Source organism: Enterococcus olivae (assembly GCF_053760925.1).
Genome location: NZ_JBSMVT010000019.1, coordinates 34,355 through 60,384 on the forward strand (window position 1 = coordinate 34,355; position 26,030 = coordinate 60,384).

The following is a 26,030-nucleotide window of genomic DNA, read 5'->3' on the forward strand; positions in this document are numbered from 1 at the left end:
AATCAGCTTTGTGTTAAAAAACAATCATCACGCTTGGAAAAACAAATTTTGCGCTTTTGTCGACAAAAAACCCCGTATCCAAAGTGAAATGGATACGAGGTTCGCTTTATTTCATTTGCTCAACAAAACGGTCAAAGGCTTCTCTATCATGTAGCTGATGGTTGCACTGCTCACTGTCCGCACAGATGTAATTTCCTTTTTTTGTATAGGTACCATCCCCACTACTTTTAGTCGTTGCTAAAAACATGGAGACATTCGATACTTTTTGACAAATCGTACAAACGTTTTTGATGATACTAGGATTCAACTGCCCAGAAAGTCCCTGCAGTTTTCCTTCACTGTAATAAAGAATAAATTTCTTTTGTGATCCTGGATCATTCCAGCCAATATAAGAATGCTCCCGTAGATCGAGGATTTCCCACGCTGGATGCTTTAGCTTCTTGGTCTTTCGAAAAACCTTTTCGATTTGTTTGCTTGTCGGTTGCTGAAAAGCAATCACACAGTCCTTGAATTCCTCAAAATAATGCTCCGTCTTTTCGCGTGTCAGCGTCTGGTCTAAGATGAATTTTTTCAAGTCTTCAATTTCTGGGTAGCTTTCTCCGACGATCTCATCAATGTCCTTTAACATCAGTGCCTGAACAGTCTCAATGGTACTTTTGTCGTTGACAGAGTGATAGGTATTGACCAAGTAAAGGACTTTCTTTTTAATGGCAAAGTATTGGTATGGTTGGATTATTGGGTTCATATTCATTTCCTTTCTTCAAACAAATAGATGCTTTGAAGAATATTGACAAAGCATCTGAATCAACAGACAGCAATTTGTCTTTCTGCAGAAGATACAAAACGTATCATTCTATCATCCCCTTATATATCAAATGCATTACTTGACTATCATACGTTTATTTGAAGCAAATAGCAATCTAAATGTTTCACGTGAAACATAGTTGTGGATATACCTCCAAATGAATAATTATACATTTAATTTTTAGGAAAAATGATCGTGTTTCCATATTTTTTAAATAAGGGAATTTCCTTTTTTTCGACCCACACAGCTTTCTCCAATCGATCAAACAAATGGACACCACCCGCAGCATTTTGGTGATCCAGAAAAATCAATTGCTCCACGATTTTTCGAATCTCTTCTGGTGTGATCTTGTCGTTATCCACATGTGGATAAAACATATGCCGTTTTCCTTCACTTGTCAAAAAAATCAATTTCAGTTTTTTCATTTTTCCCCAGCTTCCTTTCTCTTTACCTTTACTAACGAAAAAAGAAAGCAAAATGTCAACGTTTTACTCAAAAAAGTGTAACATTCTTTTTTTCATCGCTATTAAACAGAAAAAAGACTCAGCGGTTACTGAGTCTTTAGCGCTTATTAAGCAGTCGCTGATCAATGAAAATAGGCAGTGGCTGACTAATCGTACTGATACAGTGCCCAATCTTCAATGACCTTGTTTAACTTCGTGTGATAATTTGGATCTGTGGCATACTTGCCGGTCAATGCACGGGTAGCCTCCTGATAGGTTTTGGCTTGTGAACGCCACGCACCTTTATAATAATTGGCATCCCACGAAACACCCTTTGAAAGCTTCAGTGCATTGTCCTTCAACGACTCCGACAGTGCTGGATACTTTCTAAATTTGGAAGTGACAGAAACATACTGTCCATTGATGAATTCCAAAGAGGCAACTTCATAAAAGCCATATTGGCCCTCGTCTTTGCCTTCATTGAACTTGATACCAAACATGTTTTTCGCCTGATAGGCCAGTTCACTTCTGCCATATCCTGATTCTAAAATTGCTTGTGCTAGCATCACCGAAGGATACAAATCATTGGCTTTAGCGATTTTTTGAGCATCGCCAGCTAGAAAAGCGATAAATTGCGGTTTGGCAAGAGTGTCCAAGGTATTGGCAGCTTGATTGACCTCATTTTGTTTTTTTGCCTTCGCTAACTTGTTGTTCGCTTCTTTCAGAGCAGCTTGGAATTGATTCCAATTAGTGGTTGTAGCGGTTCCTTGTTTGAAGACCGCTGTTGTTTGATAGACTGTGTTCAAACGTTCCTTATCAATAAATTGCGAGGCACTGGCTGATTGAAGAGCTCCTTCATTGATATAGCCCTGCCACGTTCCTAGCTCATTGTATAAGGACACATAGCTTGCGCCATTGTAGTGCTGGAATCGTTCTCTAGCCTGAAACACTTGATTGACCAGCGAATCTGAAGCTTGTTTTTTCTGCCAACTGAAATTGGCATGCAGATTGTAATTCTTTTTCGTCACTTTGACATATTCTTTGATTGTTTGACTGTTGCCCTGCGGTTGTTGCAGAGTAGTGACCCCACTCGCTTCTACATAGCCCTGCCATTGATTTTTACTGTTGAACAGAGAATAATACAGCTTGCCATTGTAATGCTGATAGGCTACATTGATGCGATAGGTTTTACCAACCAACGCACGAGTCGTTGTTCTTTGCTTCCATTGAAAATTTTGCCAGACAGGTAGATTGTTTTGCTGAACAGTTGCATAAGCCCAGCCTGCTTTTTTCGCTTTGATCTTGACAGCATCCGCATTGATATAACCGAGCCACTGCCCTTTTTGATTGTAGAGACTCAAATAGGTCGAACCATTCAGGTGATTGTAAAAGCCTTTGGCAATCAAGGTATGTCCTTTGTACTTGTTCGCATCGGCTTTCTTTTTCCAACTGAAATTCTGCCAGATCGTATAATTCTTTTCGATCGTCACTGATTCACCATAGGCTTGATAGCTTCCTTGACGTCCATTGGCCAGTTTGGTCCCTGTCTGATTGATGTAACCAACCCAAGATCCTTTACTGTCATAGAGTGACAAATAACGAGAACCATTAAAGTGATCATAATATCCTCGTGCTTCCAGCGTTTGTCCGTGATAACTGGAAGAGTGATTCCGTTTTTTCCATGAAAATTTTTGCCAAATATCGTAATTTTTAGAACTGATCGTGACAAATTTTCCATAACTTTTATATCCGCTGTGGGGATCTTTAGTCGTTTTCGTTCCTGTTTGATTGATATAACCAACCCAAGTGCCTTTGCTATCGTACAAAGACAAATAACGGGAACCGTTAAAATGATCGTAATACCCTCGTGCTTCCAATACTTGATTGTGATAATTGGAAGAGTGATTGCGTCTTTTCCAAGTGAAATTCTGCCAAATATCGTAGTTTTTAGAAGTCAGGATCACATATTTTTTATCGCCAAAATACTTGCCTCCTGGCGAATTGGTCAGCTCCAACGCCCCTTCCTCTACATAACCGAGGAGTTGTTTTTTGTTGGTCTCCAGTTGATAATAGTTTTTTCCTTGTCCATCACTGACAACGGTTTTCACTTTTAGCGTCTGTTTCAGATGGCTTTTCGTTGTTTTCTCCGTGGCAATCAGCTGATCATTTCGTAATGGTACTTCCTTTATAACAGTCGCATAAGAAAAGCTCACCATTGCTGCCATAGGAGCGATCTCAGGAAGCTCCTGACTCTCACTGATTGATTCAATCGTGCTGCTTTCACTCGTTTCCACAAAGGAGCTTTCAACGGTTTCCTCTAAAGAGGTTTCTTCCGTCGAAACCTCCAACGAAGAAGAACTTTCGCTAATCTCTTCCACAGATGATTGCTCTGTGGTTTCTTCTGTTTCCACGCTTGTCGCTTCTGTTTGAACAGTCGTTTCTGTCGTCGAATCGATCGTTTCATTTGCCCAAACCGCCAGTGGCAATTGAGACATGATCATACTGGCTACCAGCAGTCCAATCCATTTCTTTTTCATTTTTATCCCCTTTTTTCTAACATTTGTTTTCATTATATAGAACTTTGATAGAAACTCAACGACACGCTATAAAAAACGATTTTCTTAAATCATATTTATTCAAAAAAATGTATAAAAAAGAACCTGCTTTTTGTTTACACAGGTTCTAGAATCATTGTTTCATTAAATAATTTGCGTCTCATTAATCGAATGTGTTTCACGTGAAACAACAATCATTAGCTCAATTTGACATAAGCATCGACTGCGATCAACGCATCAGTAATCTCTTCAGCTGTGTAGTTCCCTGCCAATTGATGAATCGTTGATCCTGGAGCTACAGTCAGCTTCCCGACCTTTAACAATTCGTCATAGGAAGCATGTTCTAAATGCAGCTCCTTTAAGGTCCTAGGTAAGCCAATTTTTTGATAAAATGTAAGGTATTTGTCTAATTCTTCGGTGGATCGATTCTCTAAAAACAGCTGGACCAATGTTCCGTAAGCGACTTTTTCTCCATGGGTCAACTGATGGATCTCACCTTTCAAAGCTGAAAAGCCATTGTGGATCGCGTGAGCTGCGCCTAGACCACCACTTTCAAAACCGATCCCACTCAGTAAGGTATTGGCTTCAATGACTGCATCCAAAGCTTTGGTCACAATTTTTGCTTCATTGGCAGCAATCGCCGGCAAACTATAGTTAAATAAGATCTCTTCACATTTTTCCGCAATAGCGACCGCTGCCAGCGTAGGGATGCCGCCAAGCAAGTTTTCACCGCCTGCTTGAAAAACTGCTCGTGCTTCTATCCACGTCGCCATCGCATCAGCGATACCTGATTTCAACAAACGGACCGGTGCTTGACTGATCACAGCTGTATCAAGCAGAACTAGCTCCGGATGCTTCGGATAAAAAAGGTACTTTTCAAAAAGACCTTCCTCCGTATAGAGCACGGAAATCGCTGATGTCGGCGCATCGGTAGCCGCACTTGTTGGTAAAATCGCCAAGGTACTGTTGGTACGACTGCTAACAGCCTTAGCAGTGTCAATCGCCTTTCCTCCACCGAGACCGATTACCAGCTGATAGTTTTCTTTTTCAATTACTGCCGTGAGACGTTCAATTTCATTGATGGAGGATTCTCCTTGAAAAAGCTCAGTGGTCGCGGACATCCCCTTGTTGTTGAGATGCGCTTCCAAGTCTTTACCTGCAATTTCCCAAACAAGGGGATCTGTCAGAATCACCGCTTTGTTGCCAAGAGGACTTAAATACTGATAGCTCTCTTTGAGCACCCCTTTTCCTTGGACATACCGTTGTGGACTTTCAAAAATTTTATTCATACGACTGTCTCCTTCATCCATGTGATTTTATTCACTATTTTACCACATTCTAGCCGTTAGAAAAGAAATTTAAAGGATTCAAAGAGCTGTAGACCACTGCCGTGATGATCCAGCCCTTGTTCCTGAAGCAATATCGCGGCTGCCTTTGCTTACTGTAAAATAGAAATAGGTAACTCCAATTGATTGTGTGAAGCAAAGAGACGATGGACCTGTTTTAACTGACTGATTTTGATCAGCGAATCGAGTAACGCTGTCGGATTCGTTGAAGGATAATGGGCGTAGACTGGTGTTTCCTGCGAATAGAGAATGTCTCCCGGAAAAGATAGCCCTTTGTTTGATCAAAAAAAGAAACATGACCCGGTGAATGGCCGGGCGTATGCAAAACGTCTATCTGGCGTCCGCCTAAATCCAGACGCTCACCATCTTCCAGCAACCAAGTTGTTTTTCCTGTAAATAATTCAAAAGAATCCAAAGAAAATTCACTAGGCAATTCTTGTGAAAGATCTCTCATCAATTCTTTTTTGACGCTTTCTGTGTCCCAGACCGGAATTCCTTTTTCAAACCATTCCAAATCATCCGGATGGACACCAATATTCTCAAAGGACTTTCCTCCGCCAATGTGATCCCAGTGGACATGAGTAAATACGGTTTGAATCGGCAGTGCTGTCAAACGACGAACTTCCTGATAAATATCCCCGATGCCCAATCCTGTATCGATCAAGAGTGCCTGTTTCTCTCCCAGCAATAAAAAAGAACGGACTTTTTCCCAGTGTCCGTATTCACTCAAAGCAAAGGTTTGTGGATCGATTTTTTCGACTGTGAACCAGTTCATAACAGCAGCTCCTTGAAGTTTTCTTTTATTTTAGCATAGACGATGTTCCACGTGAAACACGAAAAAGACCGTAATAGCAGTAAAAAAAGACAAAAATATCCAAACAAGTGAGAAGGAACGTCACCCAATCTAGGTGAATTTGCGACGAGGATCCTTGAGACCACCGAAGCACGTCTTCTATTGTTTGGATATTCTAAATTCTTGAATCAAAACGAGCAATTTTACAGTGCTTCTTTCCAAGCAGCGCAACTGTGTGAAGGGGTTACTTGCTCCTGATAGTCAGGACTCTCTGTGCTTCCGCATTGTGCGACTTCCTTTGGATTGATGAAAGAGATTCCTGATACCTAGTCAACTAGTCTTTTTCCTTCCCAATGAGTACAATTGGCACAAGTTTTTTCCGCGACGTTGTGTTTTGTTTCAGCCATGATGATCTCCTCCTGTGTCTGTTGGTTTTATCTACTCTTAGTATGAATCGAATCTAATGATTCTCCCACTCAAAACACCTAAATACAAATGAGAATCATTGTCACGAGAAAGCAATCGCTGTTTTGATCCCATCATTCCATTTTTTCAAACAAAAAAGGCCTGTTTCCAAGCCTTTTTTTGTTATTGATTCGTACTGGTGGTTTTCGCGATTCTTCCTTGTTCGATATAGACCATCAAAATGCTAATGTCTGCTGGATTCACGCCACTGATACGGCTTGCTTGAGCAATCGTTTCAGGTTGGATCTTTTGCAGTTTTTGTTTGGCTTCTGTAGCCAAGCCATTGATCGCTTCATAATCGATGTTTTCAGGGATTCGTTTGGCTTCCATTCGTTTAAGCTTCTCGACTTTTTCCATCGCTTTTTTGATGTAGCCTTCGTATTTGATCTGGATCTCAACTTGCTCCACTTCTTTAGCGGTCAAAGCCTCATTGGCAGGAATAAAGCGTAAAAGATCCTGATAGCTGATCTCTGGACGACGTAGAAATTCATTTGCCAGTACGCCGTCTTTCAAAGGTGCAGAACCGTTTCCTTCCAGAAATGCTTGTACTTCCTTGGTCGGTTTGATCCGGATTTTTTTCAAGCGTTTGATCTCGTCTTCCACTGCTGCCTTCTTCAATAGATAGGCTTGGTACTGATCCTCTTTCACTAGACCAATTTGATGACCGGTCTCAGTTAAACGAAGATCCGCATTGTCATGACGCAGGATCAAACGATATTCCGCCCGTGACGTCAACAAGCGATACGGTTCATTGGTTCCTTTGGTTACTAGGTCGTCGATCATTACACCGATATAACCATCGCTACGCTTCAAGACAAAGGGCTCTTTCCCTTGGATCTTCAAACCAGCATTGATACCGGCGATCAAGCCTTGTCCAGCAGCTTCTTCATAACCACTAGTACCGTTTGTCTGACCTGCTGTATAAAGATTTTCAATGATTTTCGTTTCTAAGGTTGGACGCAATTGATGGGGCACGACCACATCGTATTCGATCGCATAACCCGTCCGCATCATTTCTGCTTTTTCCAAACCAACGATCGAATGTAGCACATCCTCCTGAACATCTTCTGGTAAAGAAGAAGACAAACCTTGGACATAGACTTCCTCTGTATGCAATCCTTCTGGTTCTAAGAAAAGCTGATGACGCTCTTTGTCAGCAAAACGCACGATCTTGTCTTCGATCGATGGACAATAACGAGCGCCGACTCCTTCAACGATCCCTGTAAACATTGGGGCACGATGTAGGTTGGCTTGGATGATTTGATGGGTCCCTGGATTGGTATAGGTTAACCAACAAGGGATTTGCTCTTGTTTATAGACACTGTCCGGTGTGCTAAAGCTAAAATGATTCGGTGCTTCGTCCCCTGGTTGGATCTCCGTCACACTGTAATCGATCGTACTAGATTTGACCCGTGGAGGAGTCCCCGTCTTAAAGCGTTCGATCTCTAGTCCCAGCTCCTTCAAGCTATTTGCCAGACCGATCGACGGCTGCGAATTGTTGGGACCCGATGAATATTTCAGCTCACCAATGATGATCTCGCCCCGCAAAGCGGTTCCTGCTGTGATGATTACTGCTTTGGCTTCATAACGAGCACCCGTAGACGTAACAACGCCTCGGCACACACCGTCTTCGACTAACAAGCGTTCAACGATCCCCTGACGCAACGTCAGATTCTCTTCCCGCTCGATCGTATGCTTCATTTCCGAAGCATAGGCGTGTTTGTCGGCCTGTGCGCGTAAAGCACGCACAGCCGGTCCTTTTCCGGTATTCAGCATCCGCATTTGGATGTAGGTTTTATCGATATTTTTACCCATCTCACCGCCGAGTGCATCGATCTCCCGCACAACGACGCCTTTGGCTGGGCCACCCACAGAAGGGTTACATGGCATAAAAGCCACCATATCTAAATTGATCGTGACCAGTAGCGTTTTGTTGCCCATGCGGCTAGCTGCTAAGGCTGCCTCCGAACCGGCATGTCCTGCGCCTACAACGATCACATCATAAGAACCACCTTGGTATTCTTGCATCTGTCTCTGTCCTTTCTTATTTCCCTAAACAAAATTGACTGAACAATTGTGTAATCAATTCATCCTGCACACTATCACCGACGACTTCTCCCAGATAGTCCCAACAACGGGTCATATCCATCTGTACCAGATCGACTGGCATTCCCAGTTCGATACCCTCGATCACTTCGGTCAGTGCCTGAGAAGCATTTTCTAGCAAAGAGATGTGACGCGTATTCGACAGATAAGAAGCATCCTTGTCAGTTGTCTGTCCGCCGAAGAACAAGTCGGCGATCGCTTGCTCCAGCTGATCCAAGCCGGCATTTTGCAACACAGATACTTCAAAGACCGCATCACCAACGAGCAATTCTGACAGCTCCTGATGATCCAGCTGCGACGGTAAATCGGTTTTGTTCAACAAGAGGATCCGTTTGGTCCCATTGGTTGCTTCGATCAGCTGACGATCCTCGATAGTCAAGGCTTCACTCTGATTCAAGACTAGTAAGATTAGATCCGCTTCAGACAGTGCTTTGCGGCTGCGCTCAACGCCAATCCGTTCCACGATATCTTCTGTCTCGCGAATACCGGCTGTGTCGATCAGCTTCAATGGTACTCCCCGCACATTGACATATTCTTCAATGACATCACGCGTCGTTCCAGCAATATCGGTTACGATCGCTTTTTCTTCTCGTAATAAATGATTCAAAAGACTGGATTTTCCAACGTTAGGACGGCCAATGATCGCTGTATTCAAGCCTTCACGCAAGATTTTTCCTTGTTGGGCAGTTGCCAGCAGTGCTTGGATCTGACCTTGGACTTGACCAGCTTTTTCCAGTAGTAAACGAGTCGTCATTTCTTCCACATCGTCGTATTCCGGATAGTCGATATTGACTTCCACCTGTGCCAGAGTTTCCAAAATTTCTTGACGCAAGGCACGGATCAGCTTGGACAAATTACCGTCCAGTTGATTCAATGCGACATTCATCGCCTTGTCGGTCTTCGCACGGATCAAATCCATGACTGCCTCGGCCTGTGACAAGTCCATTCGTCCATTCAAGAAGGCGCGCTTGGTGAATTCTCCTGGCTCAGCTAAACGAGCGCCTTGACGTAGCAAAAGCTGCAATATTTGATTAACGACTACGATCCCACCATGACAATTGATCTCCACGACATCTTCTCTGGTAAAAGTCTTCGGTGCACGCAAAACAGAAACCATCACTTCGTCCACCATTGAGCCATCCTGCGGGTCAAAAAGATGTCCATAGTTGATCGTATGACTGGCTGCATCTGCCAACTTGTTCTTTGCTTTAAAGAGCTTGTCTGCAATCATCACTGCTTGATCCCCACTCATGCGGACAATGCTGATCGCCCCTTCTCCCGGTGGAGTTGAAATCGCTGCTATCGTATCAAATTCCTGCGTTATTTCTGCCACGTTCTAGTCCCTCCTGCTTTCTTCTATTTGATGACACAAAAAAAGTGCCCACTCCACCCGTTAAACAAACGGATAGACTTCGCACTTTGACTGCTTGTCTGATTAAATTCTTGTCATAGAGTAGCATATTTTGGGCAAGGTGACAAGTTTTCAAAACTATTTTTCATATGATGCATTAAATTTTGCGCAAATTACAGAAAAAAGTTAAACTATAACTATAGAAAGCTTGAAAGAAAGAAGGAAGACTTATGATGAATGAAAAAAAGAATTATACACCAGAAGAAACTGAACGTATCCACAAAATCATGCTATCAACGGGAAATGTCAATAAACCTTATGTCGTGCGCGACATTGTTTTTGTAGCCGAACGTCTAGAGACGGATATCTTTGATACAGAAGGTGATCCTAACTCTCTGTTAGCAGATATTGCCTTTCTTTTAAAAGCTCAAGCCTATGAGTATGGTGCAACGGCTGTTATCAACTGCCATTTTGAGCACGAGCACGTAAACAAAAATGGCAAAGATGCCTTTGAAATTTTTGCTTATGGAACGGTTGTCCAGTTCACGCAATCTACGATCGGCGGTTAGTAACCACAACCTAAAAAGAATAAAACAAAAAGAGCCTGTCGAAAAGCCAGGCTCTTTTCATATCAAAGAAATACCTTTGATAAGAATGATCTACAAGAAACTATACGTTTAAATGGGTATGAAGTCAAATTGATTTCGAAAAAAAACGAGCGGGATCTCTTGATCTCACTCGTTTTTCACGTGTTTAAAAATATTTTTTAGCTGGTTCGACTACTAGGTAACGATAGGGTTCGTCGCCTTCAGAATGTGTCTTCACATAGTCTTTTTTACTCAATGCAGAGTGGATCTGCTTGCGCTCAAAGGCAGGCATTGGTTCCAAAAATACTGGTCGACCGGTACGATCGACTTTCTCTGCGGTGCGCTCTGCTAAACGCTTCAAGATCGCCTGACGTTTCTCACGGTAATTACCAACATTGACGACAACGGACAATTTGTTTTTGGCCGCGCGATGGATGAAGACCTGTGCTAAATACTGTAAAGCATTCAGGGTTTTTCCATGTTTTCCGATCAAGATCCCCTGTTTTTGGGTTTCTAGCTGAAAGACTGTCGTTCCGTGCTCACGAGAGGTTTTGACCATCGCAGGAGCATTCAGTTCTTTAGAAATATTGGTTAGGTAAAGCGCCAACTGCGTCAGTGCCTCCTCATCCCCCAAATTTTCTAAGGCAGTTGATGTCTCTTCTACTGCTTCAGCCGGTACTTCCGCAACGACCTCCTCTTCGATCTCGACTACAGGAGCTGTTTCAACGACTTCTTCAATGATCACTTCTTCTGTAACGACCGGTTCCAAAGAAACACGAGCATTCTTTTTCCCGATTCCGAAGAAACCTTTCTTCCCTTCCTCTAAAACATTGATCGTTACTTGTTCTTTTGTTAAAGCAAGGGCGGCCAGACCAGCGGCCAATGCTTCTTCTACTGTTTGACCTTCATAGATTGGCATCATAGAAACTCCTTTCGTTATTTTTTACGTTTTTTCTTAGGTTGTTTGACTTTGCGTAGCGCACGTTCGCGTTCGCGTACTTTACGAGCGGCTTCTTCACGTTCCCGACGAATTTGGAACGGATTGTTGATGATCATCGTTTGTGCTACTTGGAACGCATTCGAGATCACCCAGTATAGAGAAAGGGCACTTGGTAAATTGATCCCCATGACTAAAATCATCAACGGCATCGCGTAATTCATGATTTTCAAGCTAGCATTCGATTCGACTTGGCTCATGCTTGATAAGTAGGTACTGGCAAAAGTGAATACGGCTGCCAAAATCGGTAAAATATAGTAAGGATCTGGATTTCCTATAACGTCTAACCATAAGAAGCTACCTTCTCTTAGTTCTGGTACACGAGAGATCGCTTGCCAGATCGCCATCAGGATCGGCATTTGTACCACTAATGGCAAACATCCTGCATAAGGATTAACCCCATGCTCTGCGTAGAGTTTTTGTTGTTCTTCACGAAGTTTTTGCTGAGTAGCCGTGTCTCTTGAAGAATAGGTTTCTTGTAATTCTTTTATTTTTGGTTGAATTTCCTGCGTTTTACGCATACTTTTTGTCTGGAAATTCATCAATGGGAACAAAATGATCCGAGTGATCACGGTAAACAGAATAATCCCGATTCCTCGAGAACCACCGACAGACAACCATTTAATGGCCTCTCCAAAATAATAGACGATGTATCGATCCCAGATACCTGTACTGCTAGCTGATACTTCTCCTGTTGCCCCACAGGCAGACAAAAGTACCACGAATGAAACTAATCCTAGTGTTAATAGGAGACGCTTTCTTTTTTTCACTGAACGATTTCCTTTCCCTTAGCTGATTATTTTTGCAAGTTTGAATACATGCAGTAAGTTCGAGTACACTTCCTGGGAAGGTAAATCTGAAACGGATGGTCTGGCGATAACTATAAAGTCCAGCTGCGGATCGATCTGATCCTTCATAGCGAAAATACTTGCACGTATCTTTCGTTTGACAGCATTTCGGGTCACAGCATTGCCAATTTTTTTCCCAACAGAGATCCCTACCCTAAAATGTGGTTGGTCGTTTGGTAGTAAATAAACGACAAACTTGCGGTTAGCAAACGATTGTCCTTCTTGAAAAACTTTTTGGAATTCTTTTTCTTTTTTGACTCGATACGCCTTTCTCATGTCCTTTTCATCATTTCCTTCTACTTAGATACTCACTCAACAATAATACCATAATTTATGAAGGGGATTCATCTTTTAAAGTAAAAATAGCTGAAAAATGAGTGGAATCTTTTTGTTTTTTGCTAAAAATGGACAAAAAAAAACCACTGAGGTTCAGTGGCTTATGCAGAAAGAACCTTTCTGCCTTTACGACGACGGCTAGCTAATACACGACGTCCATTTTTTGTGCTCATACGTTTACGGAATCCGTGAACTTTTTGGCGTTTACGTTTATTTGGTTGATACGTTCTTTTCATTTATTCCACCTCCAACAAGAGTTCTGTTATCGATACTTTACGACATACTTTGATAGTATAACCAGTAGTTACGCCATTTGTCAATAAAAAAGTGAAAATACCTTACGAGAGATTTGCTTCTTGCCAGCTTTTCATACTCGATTACTGTGGTGATACGACTTCATCCAACAGAAACATCCCCTCTAGATCTTTGCGTTTGAATCTTCTAGCGATAGAGAGCGCAAACTCGTCCCCCTCAACGGCTTCCGCGGGCAAAAAGAGTACCGTCGTCATTGCTTTTGTCTCACGTCTGTCCAACTCGTTGCCCCATTTGATAGGCTCTCTCCCTTTTTGTAACGCAAGTTCATCAACGATTTTTTCAGGCTGCATAAAATCTAATTCTTCATCAGGCAACTGATAATAGCTTCCATTGGCATACAATTGAAAATCCGACTGATAAAACACTGACCGGAAAAAGCGATGATTGCGCAGGGTCAGATCAATGATGAAAAAAGAGCCTCCTTCATTGACCGTTCGCTCGTTGCCATTGATTTCAACGGTTTTCGTTATCTCTATAGCATCGATTTTATAAGTGATGTGACCGACACGAAGCGCTTCTCCCTGCGTTGCTGTCTGACCTGAAGGACCAGTATTGTACTTTTCATTCCAAATTCCCAAGGCAATAGCTGCGATCAGTAGCAGCAGGACCCCCTAAAACTACTTTTGGCCAAAACCTTTTCTTTTTGGTTTTTTTCGACTTTTCGCCTGTTTCAACATCTCCCATTTTGTTTGCTCCTTCCCGTAAATTGCTGCATAAGAAGTTCAACATTGTTTCATTGATTTTAGTATACCATAGGAAAGAATCAAACTTTTCCACTGCAGAATAAGTTTAATTGCTTATCCACAATTTAGCAAAACCGCTGGGTATTGATCTGTTAACTGACTTTTTTAGTTTTCCACTTAGTTTCGACTTGTTTTTCAGTTATACACATCTAAACAGGCCCTGAAAAAGTTATTCACACCCGAGAAAAAGTCTGTGGATAAACAATTATCTTTCCTTTTGTACCAGTACTTACATTCTGAACCGACTTGTGAATAACTTTTTTATTTTTTTCTTTTCCACAGATTTTTGTTTTCTGTGGATAGTCCTTTTTCCCTCCTGTGGATTTCTTTTTTAGTTTTTGTACACAGTGTGGAAAAATCCACTTTTTTTTCGTATTTTCGTTTATATCTGTGGAAAACTTGCAAGATCCGTGATAAATTAGTACTATCTATTTTTATCTACAATTTTTTATAGGAGGGTTCGCTATGCCATCTCTGGATGCTATATGGAAAGAACTGCAAGAGAGTTACAGAAAAGAAATGAATCCAGTGAGCTACAATACATGGATCGAACCGGCTACACCTCTTTCCTTTCAAGATAATCAATTAGTGATCGAAGTCCCAACCACTGTTCAAAAAAACTATTGGGAAAAAAATTTAGCGGGAAAAATTCTTGAAACCTTCTTTATGATGAGTGGCGAAGAAATTCTTCCCATTTTTGTGACGCCTGAAGAAGCCGAAAGCTACAAACAAAAGGCTACCGAAAAGAAGACCGATGAGCCTGCTGCACCTGTTGCAAACAAATCGATGCTAAATTCAAAATATACCTTTGACACCTTCGTTATCGGGAAAGGCAACCAAATGGCGCATGCCGCGGCTTTAGTGGTTGCTGAAGATCCCGGATCAATCTACAATCCGCTGTTCTTCTATGGAGGCGTCGGTTTAGGAAAGACTCACTTGATGCATGCGATCGGACATCAAATGCTGCTCAAACGGCCACATGCCAAGATCAAATATGTCAGCAGTGAGAATTTCACCAACGACTTCATCAATTCTATCCAGAAAAATAAAATGGAAGAATTCCGCAATGAGTATCGAACCGTCGACCTATTGTTGGTCGATGACATCCAATTCTTAGTCAATAAGGAAGGGACACAGGAAGAGTTCTTTAATACCTTTGAAGAGCTTTACCGCAACAACAAACAGATCGTCTTGACCAGTGATCGTTTGCCAAACGAGATTCCGACCTTGCCGCAACGACTAGTTTCCCGCTTTGCCTGGGGACTGTCTGTCGACATCACACCACCGGATCTGGAAACACGAACCGCGATTCTTAGGAAGAAAGCCGAAGCGGAAAATCTTGAGATCCCTGATGATACATTGAGCTATATCGCCGGTCAGATCGATTCAAATATTCGTGAGCTAGAAGGGGCACTGGTTCGGGTCCAAGCTTTTGCAGCGATCCAAAGCTCTGATATCACAACTAGCTTGGCAGCAGAAGCTCTGAAAGCTCTGAAATCCAGTCATCCTCTGAGTCAAGTATCGATCATGCAGATCCAAGAGGAAGTCGCAAAGTACTATCATATTCAACTAAAAGATCTTAAAGGAAAAAAACGGGTCAAAAGCATCGTTGTTCCTCGACAAATCGCCATGTACCTAGCAAGAGAAATGACCGACAATTCTCTGCCGAAGATCGGGGCTGAATTTGGAGGCAAAGATCACACGACCGTCATCCATGCCCATGAAAAGATCCAGCAGCTACTCAAGCACGATGCCATTATTCAAAACGAGATCTCTGAGATCAAAGGTTTGCTTTTGAGTTGATGTGGACAAAGTCGAAAAGTTATCCACAACTTATACACAGGTGGATAACTTACTACGATCAGCTTTTATTCTAGTTTTCCACATTATTCACTGACCTACTACTACGACTATCTTTTCTTTCTTAAAATTAATTTATAAAGGAGCTCTTATCATGAAAGTAACGTTAAATCGTTCAACCTTTACCCAAGAATTACAGACTGTCCAACGGGCGATCTCTTCAAAAACGACGATGCCTATTTTGACAGGTGTCAAAATTAATCTAACAACCAATGGTTTGATGCTGACTGGGAGCAATGCCGATATCTCCATCGAAACATTTTTGAGTATCGACAATGAAAAAGCTCAAATGACAATCGAAAAAACTGGAGCAGTTGTTTTACAAGCACGTTTCTTCGGAGAAATCATCCGTCGTTTACCTGAAGATTATTTCACAATGGAAGTGATTGAAAATAATCAAGTAGTTATCACATCAGGAAAAGCGAACTTTACCGTGAACGGTTTAGATGCCGATAGTTATCCACATTTACCAATTGTGGATAGTCAAAATCAGATAAAAATTCCTGTTCATGTCTTGAACAAACTAATCAGTGAAACAGTTTTTGCGGTATCACAGCATGAAAGTCGCCCAATTCTGACCGGAGTTCATTTTATTTTAGAAAATGAAAAATTACTGGCAGTTGCGACAGACTCTCACCGCTTGAGTCAGCGCGTGATCCCTTTGGAAAGTGGCGATGAAAAATTCAACATCGTGATCCCTGGAAAAAGCTTGACCGAATTGTCTCGTTCACTAGCAGACGAAGAAGAGCTCGTTCAAATCAGTATTATGGACAATCAAGTTTTATTTGAAACCAAAACAATGAAATTCTATTCTCGTTTACTAGAAGGGACCTACCCAGACACCAACCGTTTGATCCCGACAAGCTTCAATACTGAGATCGAATTTACTGTGCCAGCCTTTTTATCAGCGATCGAACGTGCTTCCTTGCTTTCTCATGAAGGACGCAACAACATTGTACGTTTGCATATTGCCGAAGAAGGTGTTGTCTTGTACGGAAATTCGCCAGAGATCGGGAAAGTTGAAGAAGTCTTGAATTACGAGAAGGTTTCCGGTGATCCATTAGATATTTCCTTTAATCCGGATTATATGAAGGCTGCTTTACGTGCCTTTGGAGATACAACGATCAATATTCGCTTTATTTCGGCAATTCGTCCCTTTACGTTGGAGCCGACAGAAGGAGAAGCTGCTTTCATTCAGCTGATCACTCCTGTTCGTACAAATTGATCTTGATTTTCATTCTTTATGAAAACAATTGAAAGATTTAACTGAAAAGACATTTAAACAAAGAAGGGCTTAAAATCATTTTTAAGCCCTTCTTTTTATTTTTGGTGGAAAACGTCAAAACGAAGCAAAACTTCTGAGACTCAAAAATATGAAGAGGAATTTGTTTTATTCCTATAAAAGGAGTATAATATAAACAAATGTCTGAACGCAGAATTGAGGGAAAAAATGAAAGAGAAAATCGTTTTAGAAACGGAATATATGACACTTGGTCAAGTATTGAAAGAAGTCAATGTGATCAGTAGTGGCGGACAGGCTAAATGGTACTTAGCTGAACATACGATTTTTGTCGATGGAGAGCCGGAAAATCGCCGAGGTCGTAAGCTTTATGAAGGCATGATGATCGAGATACCTGAAGCAGGTACTTTTTTTATGGCAAAGAAGGGCGCAAAAAATGCGTCTGAATGATCTTCAGCTTCAAAATTTTCGCAATTATGAGACGCTCTCGTTGACTTTTGACAAAAATTTAGTGATTTTCTTAGGCGAAAATGCCCAGGGAAAAACGAATATATTAGAGAGTATCTTTGTTCTAGCGATGACTCGCAGCCATCGGACAACCAATGAACAAGAGTTGATCCAGTGGGACAGTAGTCAAGCCTCGGTTCGAGGAACGGTCATCAAGCAGCATGCGACAGTTCCTTTAGAGCTTTTTTTGACCAAAAGAGGCCGCAAAACCAAAGTCAATCATATCGAGCAAAAGAAATTGAGTAGTTATATTGGTCAATTGAATGTCATTTTGTTTGCTCCGGAAGATTTGTCGCTAGTCAAGGGCAGTCCTCAGCTACGGCGAAAATTTTTGGATATGGAGATCGGTCAGATCAATCCGGTCTATTTATACGATTTGGTCCAATACCAAAAAATCCTCAAACAACGAAATCAGTATTTGAAGCAGCTGGCTGAAAAAAAGCAGACCGATGAATTGTATTTGACGATCTTGACCGAACAGCTGATCGAATTTGGCAGCAAAGTCTTGCTGGCTCGTCAAACATTTATCAAGCGTCTGGAATATTGGGCGAATCAGTTGCATCAGAAAATCAGCCAATCCAAAGAGCTTTTAACAATCGAATACGATTCAAGTGTTCCTGACGGTGAATGGGCAGATCTGACAGCTGTACAGACAGCCTTCACCGCTGCTTTAGAAAAAGTGAAGCAAAAAGAGCGATTTCGTCAAGTAACACTAGCAGGACCGCACCGAGACGAATTGATTTTTTTGATCAATCAAAAAAATGTCCAGACGTTCGGTTCACAGGGACAGCAGCGAACCACTGCGTTGAGTGTCAAATTGGCAGAGATTGATCTGATAAAGGAAGAGACCGGTGAGTATCCTGTCCTGCTTTTAGACGATGTCATGAGTGAACTGGATGATGGCAGACAAATGCATTTACTGGAAACAATCGAAGGAAAAGTACAAACATTTCTAACAACGACGACGTTGGAACACGTCAAAGATAAAATGACTGTTGAACCACAAATCTTTTATGTTCGACAAGGTCAAGTAGAAGGAGAGAGTGCGGAGTGACAGAAGAAGAAAAAATGTTAAGCGAACGCGCAAAAGAATATGATGCCAGCCAGATCCAGGTGCTGGAAGGTTTAGAAGCAGTCAGAAAACGTCCAGGGATGTATATTGGCTCGACCAGCTCAGAAGGTCTGCATCATTTAGTATGGGAGATCGTCGATAATTCGATCGATGAAGCGCTGGCTGGATTTGCTACAAGTATTCAAGTCATCGTTGAAAAAGACAACAGTGTGACAGTCACTGATGATGGCCGGGGAATTCCTGTCGATATCCAGGCCAAAACTGGACGCCCCGCAGTAGAAACCGTCTTTACGATCCTGCATGCCGGAGGAAAATTCGGCGGCGGCGGCTACAAAGTCTCCGGGGGACTCCATGGGGTAGGTTCTTCGGTAGTTAATGCCTTGTCAACGTCATTGGATGTCAAAGTCCATAAAAACGGCAAAATCTACTATCAAGAGTACCAACGAGGAAAAGTCGTTGATGATTTGACTGTGATCGGTGAAACAGATATTCACGGAACCGAAGTCCATTTTATTCCTGATCCAGAGATCTTTACTGAAACAGTTGAATTTAATTTTGATAAATTGGCGACACGTATTCGCGAATTAGCTTTCTTGAATAAAGGTCTACATATTTCGATCGAAGACCGCCGTCCGGAAGAATCAGTCATCCGAGAATACCATTATGAAGGTGGGATCAAGAGCTATGTCGAGCATTTAAATGCCAACAAAGCGGTCCTATTCCCAGAACCGATCTTTCTTGAAGGGGAACAGCAGGATATCGTTGTTGAAGTTTCTATGCAGTATACAGATGGTTATCATGCCAATATCTTGAGCTTTGCCAACAACATCCACACTTATGAAGGTGGGACACACGAATTTGGTTTCAAAACCGCTTTGACACGTGTGATCAATGATTATGCTCGCAAACAAAAACTGATGAAAGACAGCGACGAGAATTTGACAGGGGAAGACGTGCGTGAAGGCTTGACCGCCGTGATCTCTATCAAACATCCCGATCCACAATTTGAAGGGCAAACAAAAACCAAACTAGGAAACTCCGAAGTCCGAACAGTTACTGATCGTTTGTTCTCGGAGCACTTTTCTAAATTCCTGATGGAGAATCCATCCGTCGGTCGTCAAATCATTGAAAAAGGCTTACTGGCTTCGAAAGCACGTATGGCTGCCAAACGCGCACGGGAAGTTACCCGTCGTAAAGGAGCCTTAGAGATCAGTAATCTACCAGGGAAATTGGCAGACTGTTCAAGTAACGATCCCGAAAAATGCGAATTGTTCATCGTCGAAGGGGATTCTGCCGGCGGTTCAGCCAAGCAAGGTCGTAGCCGTGAATTTCAGGCGATTCTACCGATCCGTGGGAAAATCCTGAACGTGGAAAAAGCTAGCATGGATAAAATTTTGGCCAATGAAGAGATTCGTTCATTGTTTACAGCAATGGGGACAGGCTTTGGTGCTGATTTTGATGTATCTAAGGCTCGTTACCACAAATTGGTGATCATGACCGATGCCGATGTCGATGGAGCCCACATTCGAACCTTACTGCTGACCTTGTTCTATCGCTACATGCGTCCGATCGTGGAAGCTGGCTATGTCTATATCGCACAGCCGCCATTGTATGGTGTGAAACAAGGGAAAAACATTCACTATATCCAACCGGGTAAAAATGCAGAGGATGAATTGAACCGTGTCGTGGCTTCTCTTCCAGCGACGCCAAAACCAACTGTTCAGCGTTACAAAGGTCTAGGGGAAATGGATGATCATCAACTGTGGGAAACCACGATGGATCCGGACAATCGGATGATGCTGCGAGTTAGTGTCGATGATGCGATCGAAGCCGATCAAATCTTTGAGATGCTGATGGGCGATCGCGTAGAACCAAGACGTGCCTTCATCGAAGAAAATGCTCATTACGTGAAAAATCTTGATATTTAACTAATCGCTTGAAAATAAAATTCATTTTTAGTAAAAAAATGAATTCCTTAATATGAACAAGGATGTCAGTTCCACTTTACCAGTTCCGCTTACTAGGAACTCTAAGCTAGCGGAAAGGTATGCGTAGAGAGAATCAACCTCAACTTTTCGTTTTTTGAAAAGTTGAGTACCTTCAATCGAAGTAGCACTAGGAACTTTAAACTAGTGGAATGATATACGGCGTGAAGATAGAACTCATTTTTAACAAAAAATGAATTCCTTAATATGAACAAGGAGGAAAAACTTTGGAAGATCAAAAGAAAAATATTCATGACGTCAATCTGTCCAGTGAAATGCGTGAGTCATTTATTGATTATGCCATGAGTGTTATTGTTGCAAGAGCATTGCCAGATGTTCGCGATGGATTGAAGCCCGTTCACCGTCGAATTCTTTATGGAATGAACGAACTAGGTGTGACACCTGATAAGCCCCACAAGAAATCCGCGCGTATCGTTGGGGATGTAATGGGTAAATACCATCCCCACGGTGACAGTGCGATCTATGAATCGATGGTTCGGATGGCACAACCCTTCAGCTATCGTTATATGCTAGTCGATGGTCACGGAAACTTTGGTTCAGTCGATGGTGACGGCGCCGCAGCGATGCGTTATACCGAAGCACGAATGAGCAAATTGGCTGTTGAGATGCTACGTGACATTAATAAGAACACCGTCGATTTCGTCAGCAACTACGACGATACCGAACGTGAACCACAAGTATTGCCGGCTCGTTTTCCTAACCTGTTAGTGAATGGAACGACCGGGATCGCAGTCGGGATGGCAACGAATATCCCACCGCATAACTTGAATGAAGTGATAGCAGCCATTGATCTTTTGATGGATAATGCAGAAGTTACGACGAATGAATTGATGGAGGTTCTTCCTGGACCGGATTTCCCAACAGGTGGTCTGGTTATGGGGAAATCAGGAATTCGTCGCGCTTATGAGACTGGTAAAGGTTCAATCACTGTTCGCGGAAAAGTTGAGATCACTGAGATGCCGAATGGGAAAGAACGTATTTTAGTGACCGAACTGCCATACATGGTCAACAAAGCCAAACTGATCGAGCGTATTTCTGAACTACATCGGGACAAACGAATCGAAGGAATCACCGATCTGCGAGACGAATCTTCTCGTGAAGGAATGCGGATCGTGATCGATGTGCGCCGTGATGTCAGTGCTTCAGTGATTTTGAATAATCTTTATAAAATGACCGCCTTGCAGTCTTCCTTTGGTTTCAATATGCTAGCGATCGAAAAAGGCGTTCCGAAGATCCTAAGCCTGAAACGAATCCTAGAAAATTATATTGAACATCAAAAAGAAGTCATCACTCGCCGAACGGTCTTTGAAAAAGAAAAAGCCGAAGCTCGTGCCCATATTTTGGAAGGCTTGCGAATTGCTTTGGATCACATTGATGAGATCATTGCGATCATCCGTGGTTCAAGTACTGATGCAGAAGCGAAAGCAACAATGATCGAACGTTTTGAATTGTCTGATCGTCAGGCTCAGGCGATTCTAGACATGCGTTTGCGTCGTTTGACCGGCTTGGAACGCGACAAGATCGAAAATGAATACCAAGAACTCTTAAAACTGATTGCTGATTTGACTGATATCTTGGCACGTCCAGAACGTGTGACTGAGATCATTCAAACTGAATTACATGAAGTTGGCCAACGTTTTGGCGACAAACGTCGGACAGAATTGCTGGTTGGGGAAGTCTTGAGTTTGGAAGACGAAGATTTGATAGAAGAAGAAGAGATCGTGATCACGCTGACTAACAATGGCTACATCAAACGCTTGGCGAACAATGAATTCCGCACGCAGCGTCGTGGTGGTCGTGGTGTTCAAGGGATGGGGGTTCACGATGAAGACTTCGTGAAAACACTGGTTTCTTGCTCCACCCATGATACCCTGTTGTTCTTTACGAATGCCGGCAAGGTTTACCGTGCCAAAGGCTATGAGATTCCTGAATATGGACGGACAGCCAAAGGGATTCCGGTGATCAATCTATTGGGGATCGATTCCAATGAACGGATCCAAACGATCATCTCTATTTCTGAAAAACCAGTCGAAGGCGACTATTTGTTCTTTACGACCAAACTAGGTGTCGTGAAACGGACTTCAGTCACTGCTTTTTCAAATATTCGCAGCAACGGATTAATTGCGATTGGTCTAAAAGACGGCGATGAGCTGGTCAATGTCTTGTCAACGAAAGGCGACGATATCATTATCATCGGGACCCATAAAGGTTACTCCGTGACCTTTAAAGAAGAAGCGGTTCGTTTCATGGGAAGAACGGCGGCCGGTGTACGAGGTATTCGTCTAAGAGAAGAAGACTATGTTGTCGGTGCTTCAGTCATTAGAGAAGACGATGAAGTCCTAGTCATTACGGAAAACGGCTATGGGAAACGAACAAAAGGTTCTGATTATCCAGTCAAAGGCCGTGGTGGTAAAGGAATCAAGACAGCTAATATTACCGAGAAAAATGGTCCATTGGCAGGTTTGACCACTGTTACTGGTGAAGAAGATATCATGCTGATCACCAATAAAGGGGTCATCATTCGCTTTAGTGTCGATACGATTTCTCAAACCGGACGTGCTACTTTGGGCGTACGTTTGATGAAGATGGAAGATGATGCCAAAGTTGTGACGATGGCAACCGTCGATCCAGAAGAAGAGGAAGAAATCGAAACAATCGAAGAAGCAGAACAAACAGAAGGAACCGAAGAAGAATAAGAAGAACCCCCAAGCAAAATTTACGAATTTGCTTGGGGGTTTTGTTGTTAGCTGGATCTGTGATTAAGATAGAAATTTAAGCAGCAAGATGACGGCAATGAGTAGTTTTAAAGAGGTCGCAATTTGATAATAAGCCCATTCTCTTTTTTGAAAATCTGCTTTAGGAATAAAGTATAAATTTGAGGCAAGGTATATAACTCCGCCTAGAATCAGGATATAGAAAGGCAGGCGAAAAGAAAAAAATAAAACTACCAGTAGAATGGAAAAAACTTGCATACTATAATAAATGCGCGTGAGCGTTTTAGGTAACTGTCTGTTATTAATCATTTGAGCCCTCCTGAATTTAGTTTTAATAGAAAAGGAACAACCACGTCAAATAAACGATAATGAATAGCTCACCAAGATCATCAAGTATCCATTGAGTTTTATTTTGCTCTGCCTTGTTAATGAAGAATGATTCTCCCAATACATAGACAGAACCTATTACTAGAAATAAATAGAGATTGAGGTAATCAATGAGTAACAAAACAATAGAAATCAATGCTAACGGAAGAAAAAAATAAAACAAATATTTTTTTTGATCTTCCGAGGTCAGAGAAGTAAAGGGATACATAAAAAAACTTCCAATAAATGAATTCACTTTATTATAGTACACAACGATTTGCTTGTAAAAAATTCTTTTGGTTTTCAATATTCTCCTTGCATCTCAAAAAAATCAGCCAACTTTTGCGTATTTACTTATGAAATCAAATTCATTCAGAAAAACAATCATGAGAAATAACTTGCATGTGAGGGAGAAAAAGTGTATACTTTTTGTTTGTGAGTAGTCTTAAACGACAACTCTCTGCTCTTGGGAAAGCCAAGGGCCAAAGTCCATAGGGAGGTGAAAATCAATGGAAAACACGAAGTATGAAATTCTTTATATTATTCGTCCAAACATTGATGAAGAAGCAAAAACTGCTTTAGTCGAACGTTTCGATGCAATTTTGACTGATAACGGAGCGGAAGTTCTTGAGTCAAAACTTTGGGAAAAACGCCGTCTAGCATATGAAATGAACGGATTCCGTGAAGGTATCTATCACATCGTTAAAGTTTCTTCTCCATCAAATGCAGGCGCAATCAACGAATTTGATCGTCTTGCTAAAATCAACGACGACATCATTCGTCACATGATTGTTAAAGAAGAAGCATAAAAATTGTTTCACGTGAAACAAAATAACGATGAAAGGATGATGAATTTTGATTAATAATGTTGTATTAGTAGGAAGATTGACAAGAGATCCTGATTTGCGTTATACCGCAAATGGAGCAGCTGTGGCATCTTTTTCATTGGCTGTAAATCGTAATTTTACGAACCAAAGCGGTGAAAGAGAAGCAGATTTCATTAACTGTGTCATTTGGAGAAAACCTGCAGAAACCCTAGCTAATTATGCCCGTAAAGGAACATTACTTGGAGTGACAGGAAGAATTCAAACAAGAAACTATGAAAACCAACAAGGTCAAAGAGTTTATGTTACAGAAGTCGTAGCAGAGAACTTCCAACTGTTAGAATCGCGTTCAGCAAGTGAACAACGTCGTGGAAACGACAGCGGAGATTTCAGTGGAAATCAATCCAACTTTGGAAACAGCTATAACCAAAACCAATCATCACAACAATCATCGAACAATGGAATGCCAAGTTTTGATCGAGACAATTCAGATCCATTCGGGGGTTCCACGATCGACATTTCAGATGACGATTTACCATTCTAAGAAATTTTTGATAGGAGGGAAATAGGATGGCACAACAAAGAAGAGGCGGACGCAAACGTCGTAAAGTAGACTACCTTGCAGCAAACCATATTGAACACGTTGATTACAAAGATATCGAGTTACTAAAAAGATTTATCTCAGAACGCGGCAAAATCTTGCCACGTCGTGTAACTGGTACTGGTGCTAAAAACCAACGTAAATTGACAGTTGCAATCAAACGCGCACGTATCATGGGATTACTTCCATTCGTAGGCGAAGAAAACTAATTAACTTAAATTATAAGCTGAATCCTTAGTTGATAGGGGTTTGGCTTTTTTGTTTGAGTAGGCCAAAAGAGAAACCCTACTTCAATGATAGAATAATCGTGATCAAAATTAAATTTGAAGATATGGCTTATGATTTATGTAAGTTTGAATGAGAAGATAAGACTTTAAAAACATGGCAAGATAAACATATTGAATTCTTTCATACCGTTGGAGAAAAAACTGGCTATCAGTTTCAATGGGACATGATACTGATATTTGAAAAATTTAAAGTTGTTTATAAATAATTAGGTATTTAACTGTTAGGTTTACATACTGTCGATAACAGAAAGTAGTTATAATCACCATTATTGGGATTATAACTACTTTTTTATTGAGAAAATACTAAAAATAGCATACAATGTAATTACTTAGTAAGTACATTGTGCTTGGATGGAGGAGATTGGATGATTACAAAAACAAGAAAACAGGGAAATTCTATCACGCTCACTGTTCCGAAAGAATTTAAAGTTCCTAATGGAGTTGAAGTTGAACCTAAACTTCTTGAGAATGGAATATTTTATGAATTTGTAGAACCTAAAAAAGATTTTTTTGATTTTAGTGAAGATATTTTAGCTGATATTATTTCGGAAGGATACGATAACGAATATATACTAGACGAATTTAAAAATAGAAAAGCACAATTAGTTTCTACGTTTAAAAATATTGCTGAAGAGACGGTGAACCATTCTGACCCAATGACAAAAGAGGAGTTGGCGAAAGAAATTGGCTTATGAGATTGTCCCTTCAAAACATGTGATAAAGTATTTAAAAAAAATCACTAGTGTTGCATAAAAACATTTTAGAATATTCTGAAAAGTCGGTTTTCTGAAAATAGGTCAAAAGAAACTGTGCTGACGCAGAGGATGACTTTTTCCAGAAAATTTTTTACTTGTTATTCAACT

The 26,030-nt window shown here is 41.4% G+C and carries 25 protein-coding genes; 11 read left to right on the forward strand and 14 right to left on the reverse strand.

The features are described from left to right. Positions 1-106: 106 nt before the first annotated feature. From ACWODM_RS11705 to mnmE, 7 genes are all read right to left on the reverse strand, one after another. A complete protein-coding gene (locus ACWODM_RS11705) occupies positions 107-745 on the reverse strand; it encodes a FusB/FusC family EF-G-binding protein (RefSeq protein ID WP_455321557.1) in 639 nt (212 codons plus the stop codon). Between the two features lie 233 nt (positions 746-978). Then, on the reverse strand, positions 979-1,230 hold the full coding sequence (locus tag ACWODM_RS11710) for a DUF2922 family protein (RefSeq protein WP_455321558.1): 252 nt from the start codon (positions 1,228-1,230) through the stop codon (positions 979-981). 185 nt (positions 1,231-1,415) lie between these two features. After that, positions 1,416-3,785 carry a glycoside hydrolase family 73 protein gene (locus ACWODM_RS11715; protein ID WP_455321559.1) on the reverse strand — a complete coding sequence of 790 codons (2,370 nt, stop codon included), beginning with the start codon at positions 3,783-3,785 and terminating at the stop codon, positions 1,416-1,418. Between the two features lie 215 nt (positions 3,786-4,000). Further along, positions 4,001-5,092 (reverse strand): glycerol dehydrogenase, encoded by a 1,092-nt coding sequence (locus ACWODM_RS11720; protein ID WP_455321560.1) that lies wholly within the window; start codon positions 5,090-5,092, stop codon positions 4,001-4,003. A 232-nt stretch (positions 5,093-5,324) separates the two neighbouring features. Beyond that, the gene (locus ACWODM_RS11725) at positions 5,325-5,924 is read right to left on the reverse strand and encodes an MBL fold metallo-hydrolase (RefSeq protein WP_455321561.1); all 600 of its coding nucleotides are present in this window, start codon (positions 5,922-5,924) and stop codon (positions 5,325-5,327) included. Positions 5,925-6,530: 606 nt separating this feature from the next. Next, positions 6,531-8,435, reverse strand: coding sequence for a tRNA uridine-5-carboxymethylaminomethyl(34) synthesis enzyme MnmG (gene mnmG / locus ACWODM_RS11730; RefSeq protein WP_455321562.1), 1,905 nt, complete (start codon positions 8,433-8,435; stop codon positions 6,531-6,533). Positions 8,436-8,451: 16 nt separating this feature from the next. Next, the gene (mnmE, locus tag ACWODM_RS11735) at positions 8,452-9,846 is read right to left on the reverse strand and encodes a tRNA uridine-5-carboxymethylaminomethyl(34) synthesis GTPase MnmE (RefSeq protein ID WP_455321563.1); all 1,395 of its coding nucleotides are present in this window, start codon (positions 9,844-9,846) and stop codon (positions 8,452-8,454) included. Between the two features lie 248 nt (positions 9,847-10,094). On the opposite strand from mnmE, the gene ACWODM_RS11740 reads away from it, so the two are divergent. After that, positions 10,095-10,433: a heavy metal-binding domain-containing protein gene (locus tag ACWODM_RS11740; protein ID WP_455321564.1), complete on the forward strand. Its 339-nt coding sequence runs from the start codon at positions 10,095-10,097 to the stop codon at positions 10,431-10,433. 184 nt (positions 10,434-10,617) lie between these two features. Here ACWODM_RS11740 and jag read toward each other — a convergent pair whose 3' ends face one another. The 6 genes from jag to ACWODM_RS11770 all read right to left on the reverse strand — a co-directional run bounded on the left by jag (position 10,618) and on the right by ACWODM_RS11770 (position 13,631). Further along, a complete protein-coding gene (gene jag / locus ACWODM_RS11745) occupies positions 10,618-11,370 on the reverse strand; it encodes an RNA-binding cell elongation regulator Jag/EloR (protein WP_455321565.1) in 753 nt (250 codons plus the stop codon). A 17-nt stretch (positions 11,371-11,387) separates the two neighbouring features. Beyond that, entirely contained in the window at positions 11,388-12,218 is an 831-nt protein-coding gene (locus ACWODM_RS11750) for a YidC/Oxa1 family membrane protein insertase (protein ID WP_455321566.1), read from the reverse strand. An 18-nt stretch (positions 12,219-12,236) separates the two neighbouring features. After that, positions 12,237-12,572 (reverse strand): ribonuclease P protein component, encoded by a 336-nt coding sequence (gene rnpA, locus ACWODM_RS11755; RefSeq protein WP_455321567.1) that lies wholly within the window; start codon positions 12,570-12,572, stop codon positions 12,237-12,239. Positions 12,573-12,733: 161 nt separating this feature from the next. Continuing rightward, the gene (rpmH, locus tag ACWODM_RS11760) at positions 12,734-12,868 is read right to left on the reverse strand and encodes a 50S ribosomal protein L34 (protein WP_002293121.1); all 135 of its coding nucleotides are present in this window, start codon (positions 12,866-12,868) and stop codon (positions 12,734-12,736) included. A gap of 141 nt (positions 12,869-13,009) precedes the next feature. Next, entirely contained in the window at positions 13,010-13,525 is a 516-nt protein-coding gene (locus ACWODM_RS11765) for a hypothetical protein (RefSeq protein ID WP_455321568.1), read from the reverse strand. After that, positions 13,509-13,631, reverse strand: coding sequence for a hypothetical protein (locus ACWODM_RS11770; RefSeq protein WP_455321569.1), 123 nt, complete (start codon positions 13,629-13,631; stop codon positions 13,509-13,511). The genes ACWODM_RS11765 and ACWODM_RS11770 overlap by 17 nt, the downstream gene beginning before the upstream one ends. Before the next feature lie 524 nt (positions 13,632-14,155). Here ACWODM_RS11770 and dnaA point away from each other — a divergent pair. The 6 genes from dnaA to gyrA all read left to right on the forward strand — a co-directional run bounded on the left by dnaA (position 14,156) and on the right by gyrA (position 23,071). Then, positions 14,156-15,493 carry a chromosomal replication initiator protein DnaA gene (dnaA, locus tag ACWODM_RS11775; RefSeq protein ID WP_455321570.1) on the forward strand — a complete coding sequence of 446 codons (1,338 nt, stop codon included), beginning with the start codon at positions 14,156-14,158 and terminating at the stop codon, positions 15,491-15,493. Between the two features lie 151 nt (positions 15,494-15,644). Further along, complete coding sequence (gene dnaN / locus ACWODM_RS11780) at positions 15,645-16,775, forward strand: DNA polymerase III subunit beta (RefSeq protein WP_455321571.1); 1,131 nt, start codon at positions 15,645-15,647, stop codon at positions 16,773-16,775. Positions 16,776-17,000: 225 nt separating this feature from the next. Next, entirely contained in the window at positions 17,001-17,240 is a 240-nt protein-coding gene (gene yaaA / locus ACWODM_RS11785) for a S4 domain-containing protein YaaA (RefSeq protein WP_455321572.1), read from the forward strand. Continuing rightward, entirely contained in the window at positions 17,227-18,351 is a 1,125-nt protein-coding gene (gene recF, locus ACWODM_RS11790; protein WP_455321573.1) for a DNA replication/repair protein RecF, read from the forward strand. The genes yaaA and recF overlap by 14 nt, the downstream gene beginning before the upstream one ends. Next, positions 18,348-20,297 (forward strand): DNA topoisomerase (ATP-hydrolyzing) subunit B, encoded by a 1,950-nt coding sequence (gyrB, locus tag ACWODM_RS11795; protein ID WP_455321574.1) that lies wholly within the window; start codon positions 18,348-18,350, stop codon positions 20,295-20,297. Before recF ends, gyrB begins: the two co-directional genes overlap by 4 nt. 284 nt (positions 20,298-20,581) lie before the next feature. After that, positions 20,582-23,071, forward strand: coding sequence for a DNA gyrase subunit A (gene gyrA / locus ACWODM_RS11800; protein WP_455321575.1), 2,490 nt, complete (start codon positions 20,582-20,584; stop codon positions 23,069-23,071). A gap of 63 nt (positions 23,072-23,134) precedes the next feature. Here the strand turns inward: gyrA and ACWODM_RS11805 are convergent, their stop codons facing one another. Then, positions 23,135-23,398, reverse strand: a complete 264-nt coding sequence (locus tag ACWODM_RS11805; RefSeq protein ID WP_455321576.1) for a hypothetical protein — start codon at positions 23,396-23,398, stop codon at positions 23,135-23,137. Between the two features lie 566 nt (positions 23,399-23,964). Here ACWODM_RS11805 and rpsF point away from each other — a divergent pair. The 4 genes from rpsF (at position 23,965) to ACWODM_RS11825 (ending at position 25,862) form a co-directional block, all read left to right on the forward strand. Further along, a complete protein-coding gene (rpsF, locus tag ACWODM_RS11810) occupies positions 23,965-24,264 on the forward strand; it encodes a 30S ribosomal protein S6 (protein WP_455321577.1) in 300 nt (99 codons plus the stop codon). Positions 24,265-24,310: 46 nt separating this feature from the next. Further along, positions 24,311-24,823, forward strand: coding sequence for a single-stranded DNA-binding protein (ssb, locus tag ACWODM_RS11815; RefSeq protein ID WP_455321578.1), 513 nt, complete (start codon positions 24,311-24,313; stop codon positions 24,821-24,823). Between the two features lie 26 nt (positions 24,824-24,849). Continuing rightward, complete coding sequence (rpsR, locus tag ACWODM_RS11820; protein WP_071874537.1) at positions 24,850-25,089, forward strand: 30S ribosomal protein S18; 240 nt, start codon at positions 24,850-24,852, stop codon at positions 25,087-25,089. A gap of 443 nt (positions 25,090-25,532) precedes the next feature. Beyond that, positions 25,533-25,862: an AbrB family transcriptional regulator gene (locus ACWODM_RS11825; RefSeq protein ID WP_455321579.1), complete on the forward strand. Its 330-nt coding sequence runs from the start codon at positions 25,533-25,535 to the stop codon at positions 25,860-25,862. The last annotated feature ends 168 nt before the right edge of the window (positions 25,863-26,030 follow it).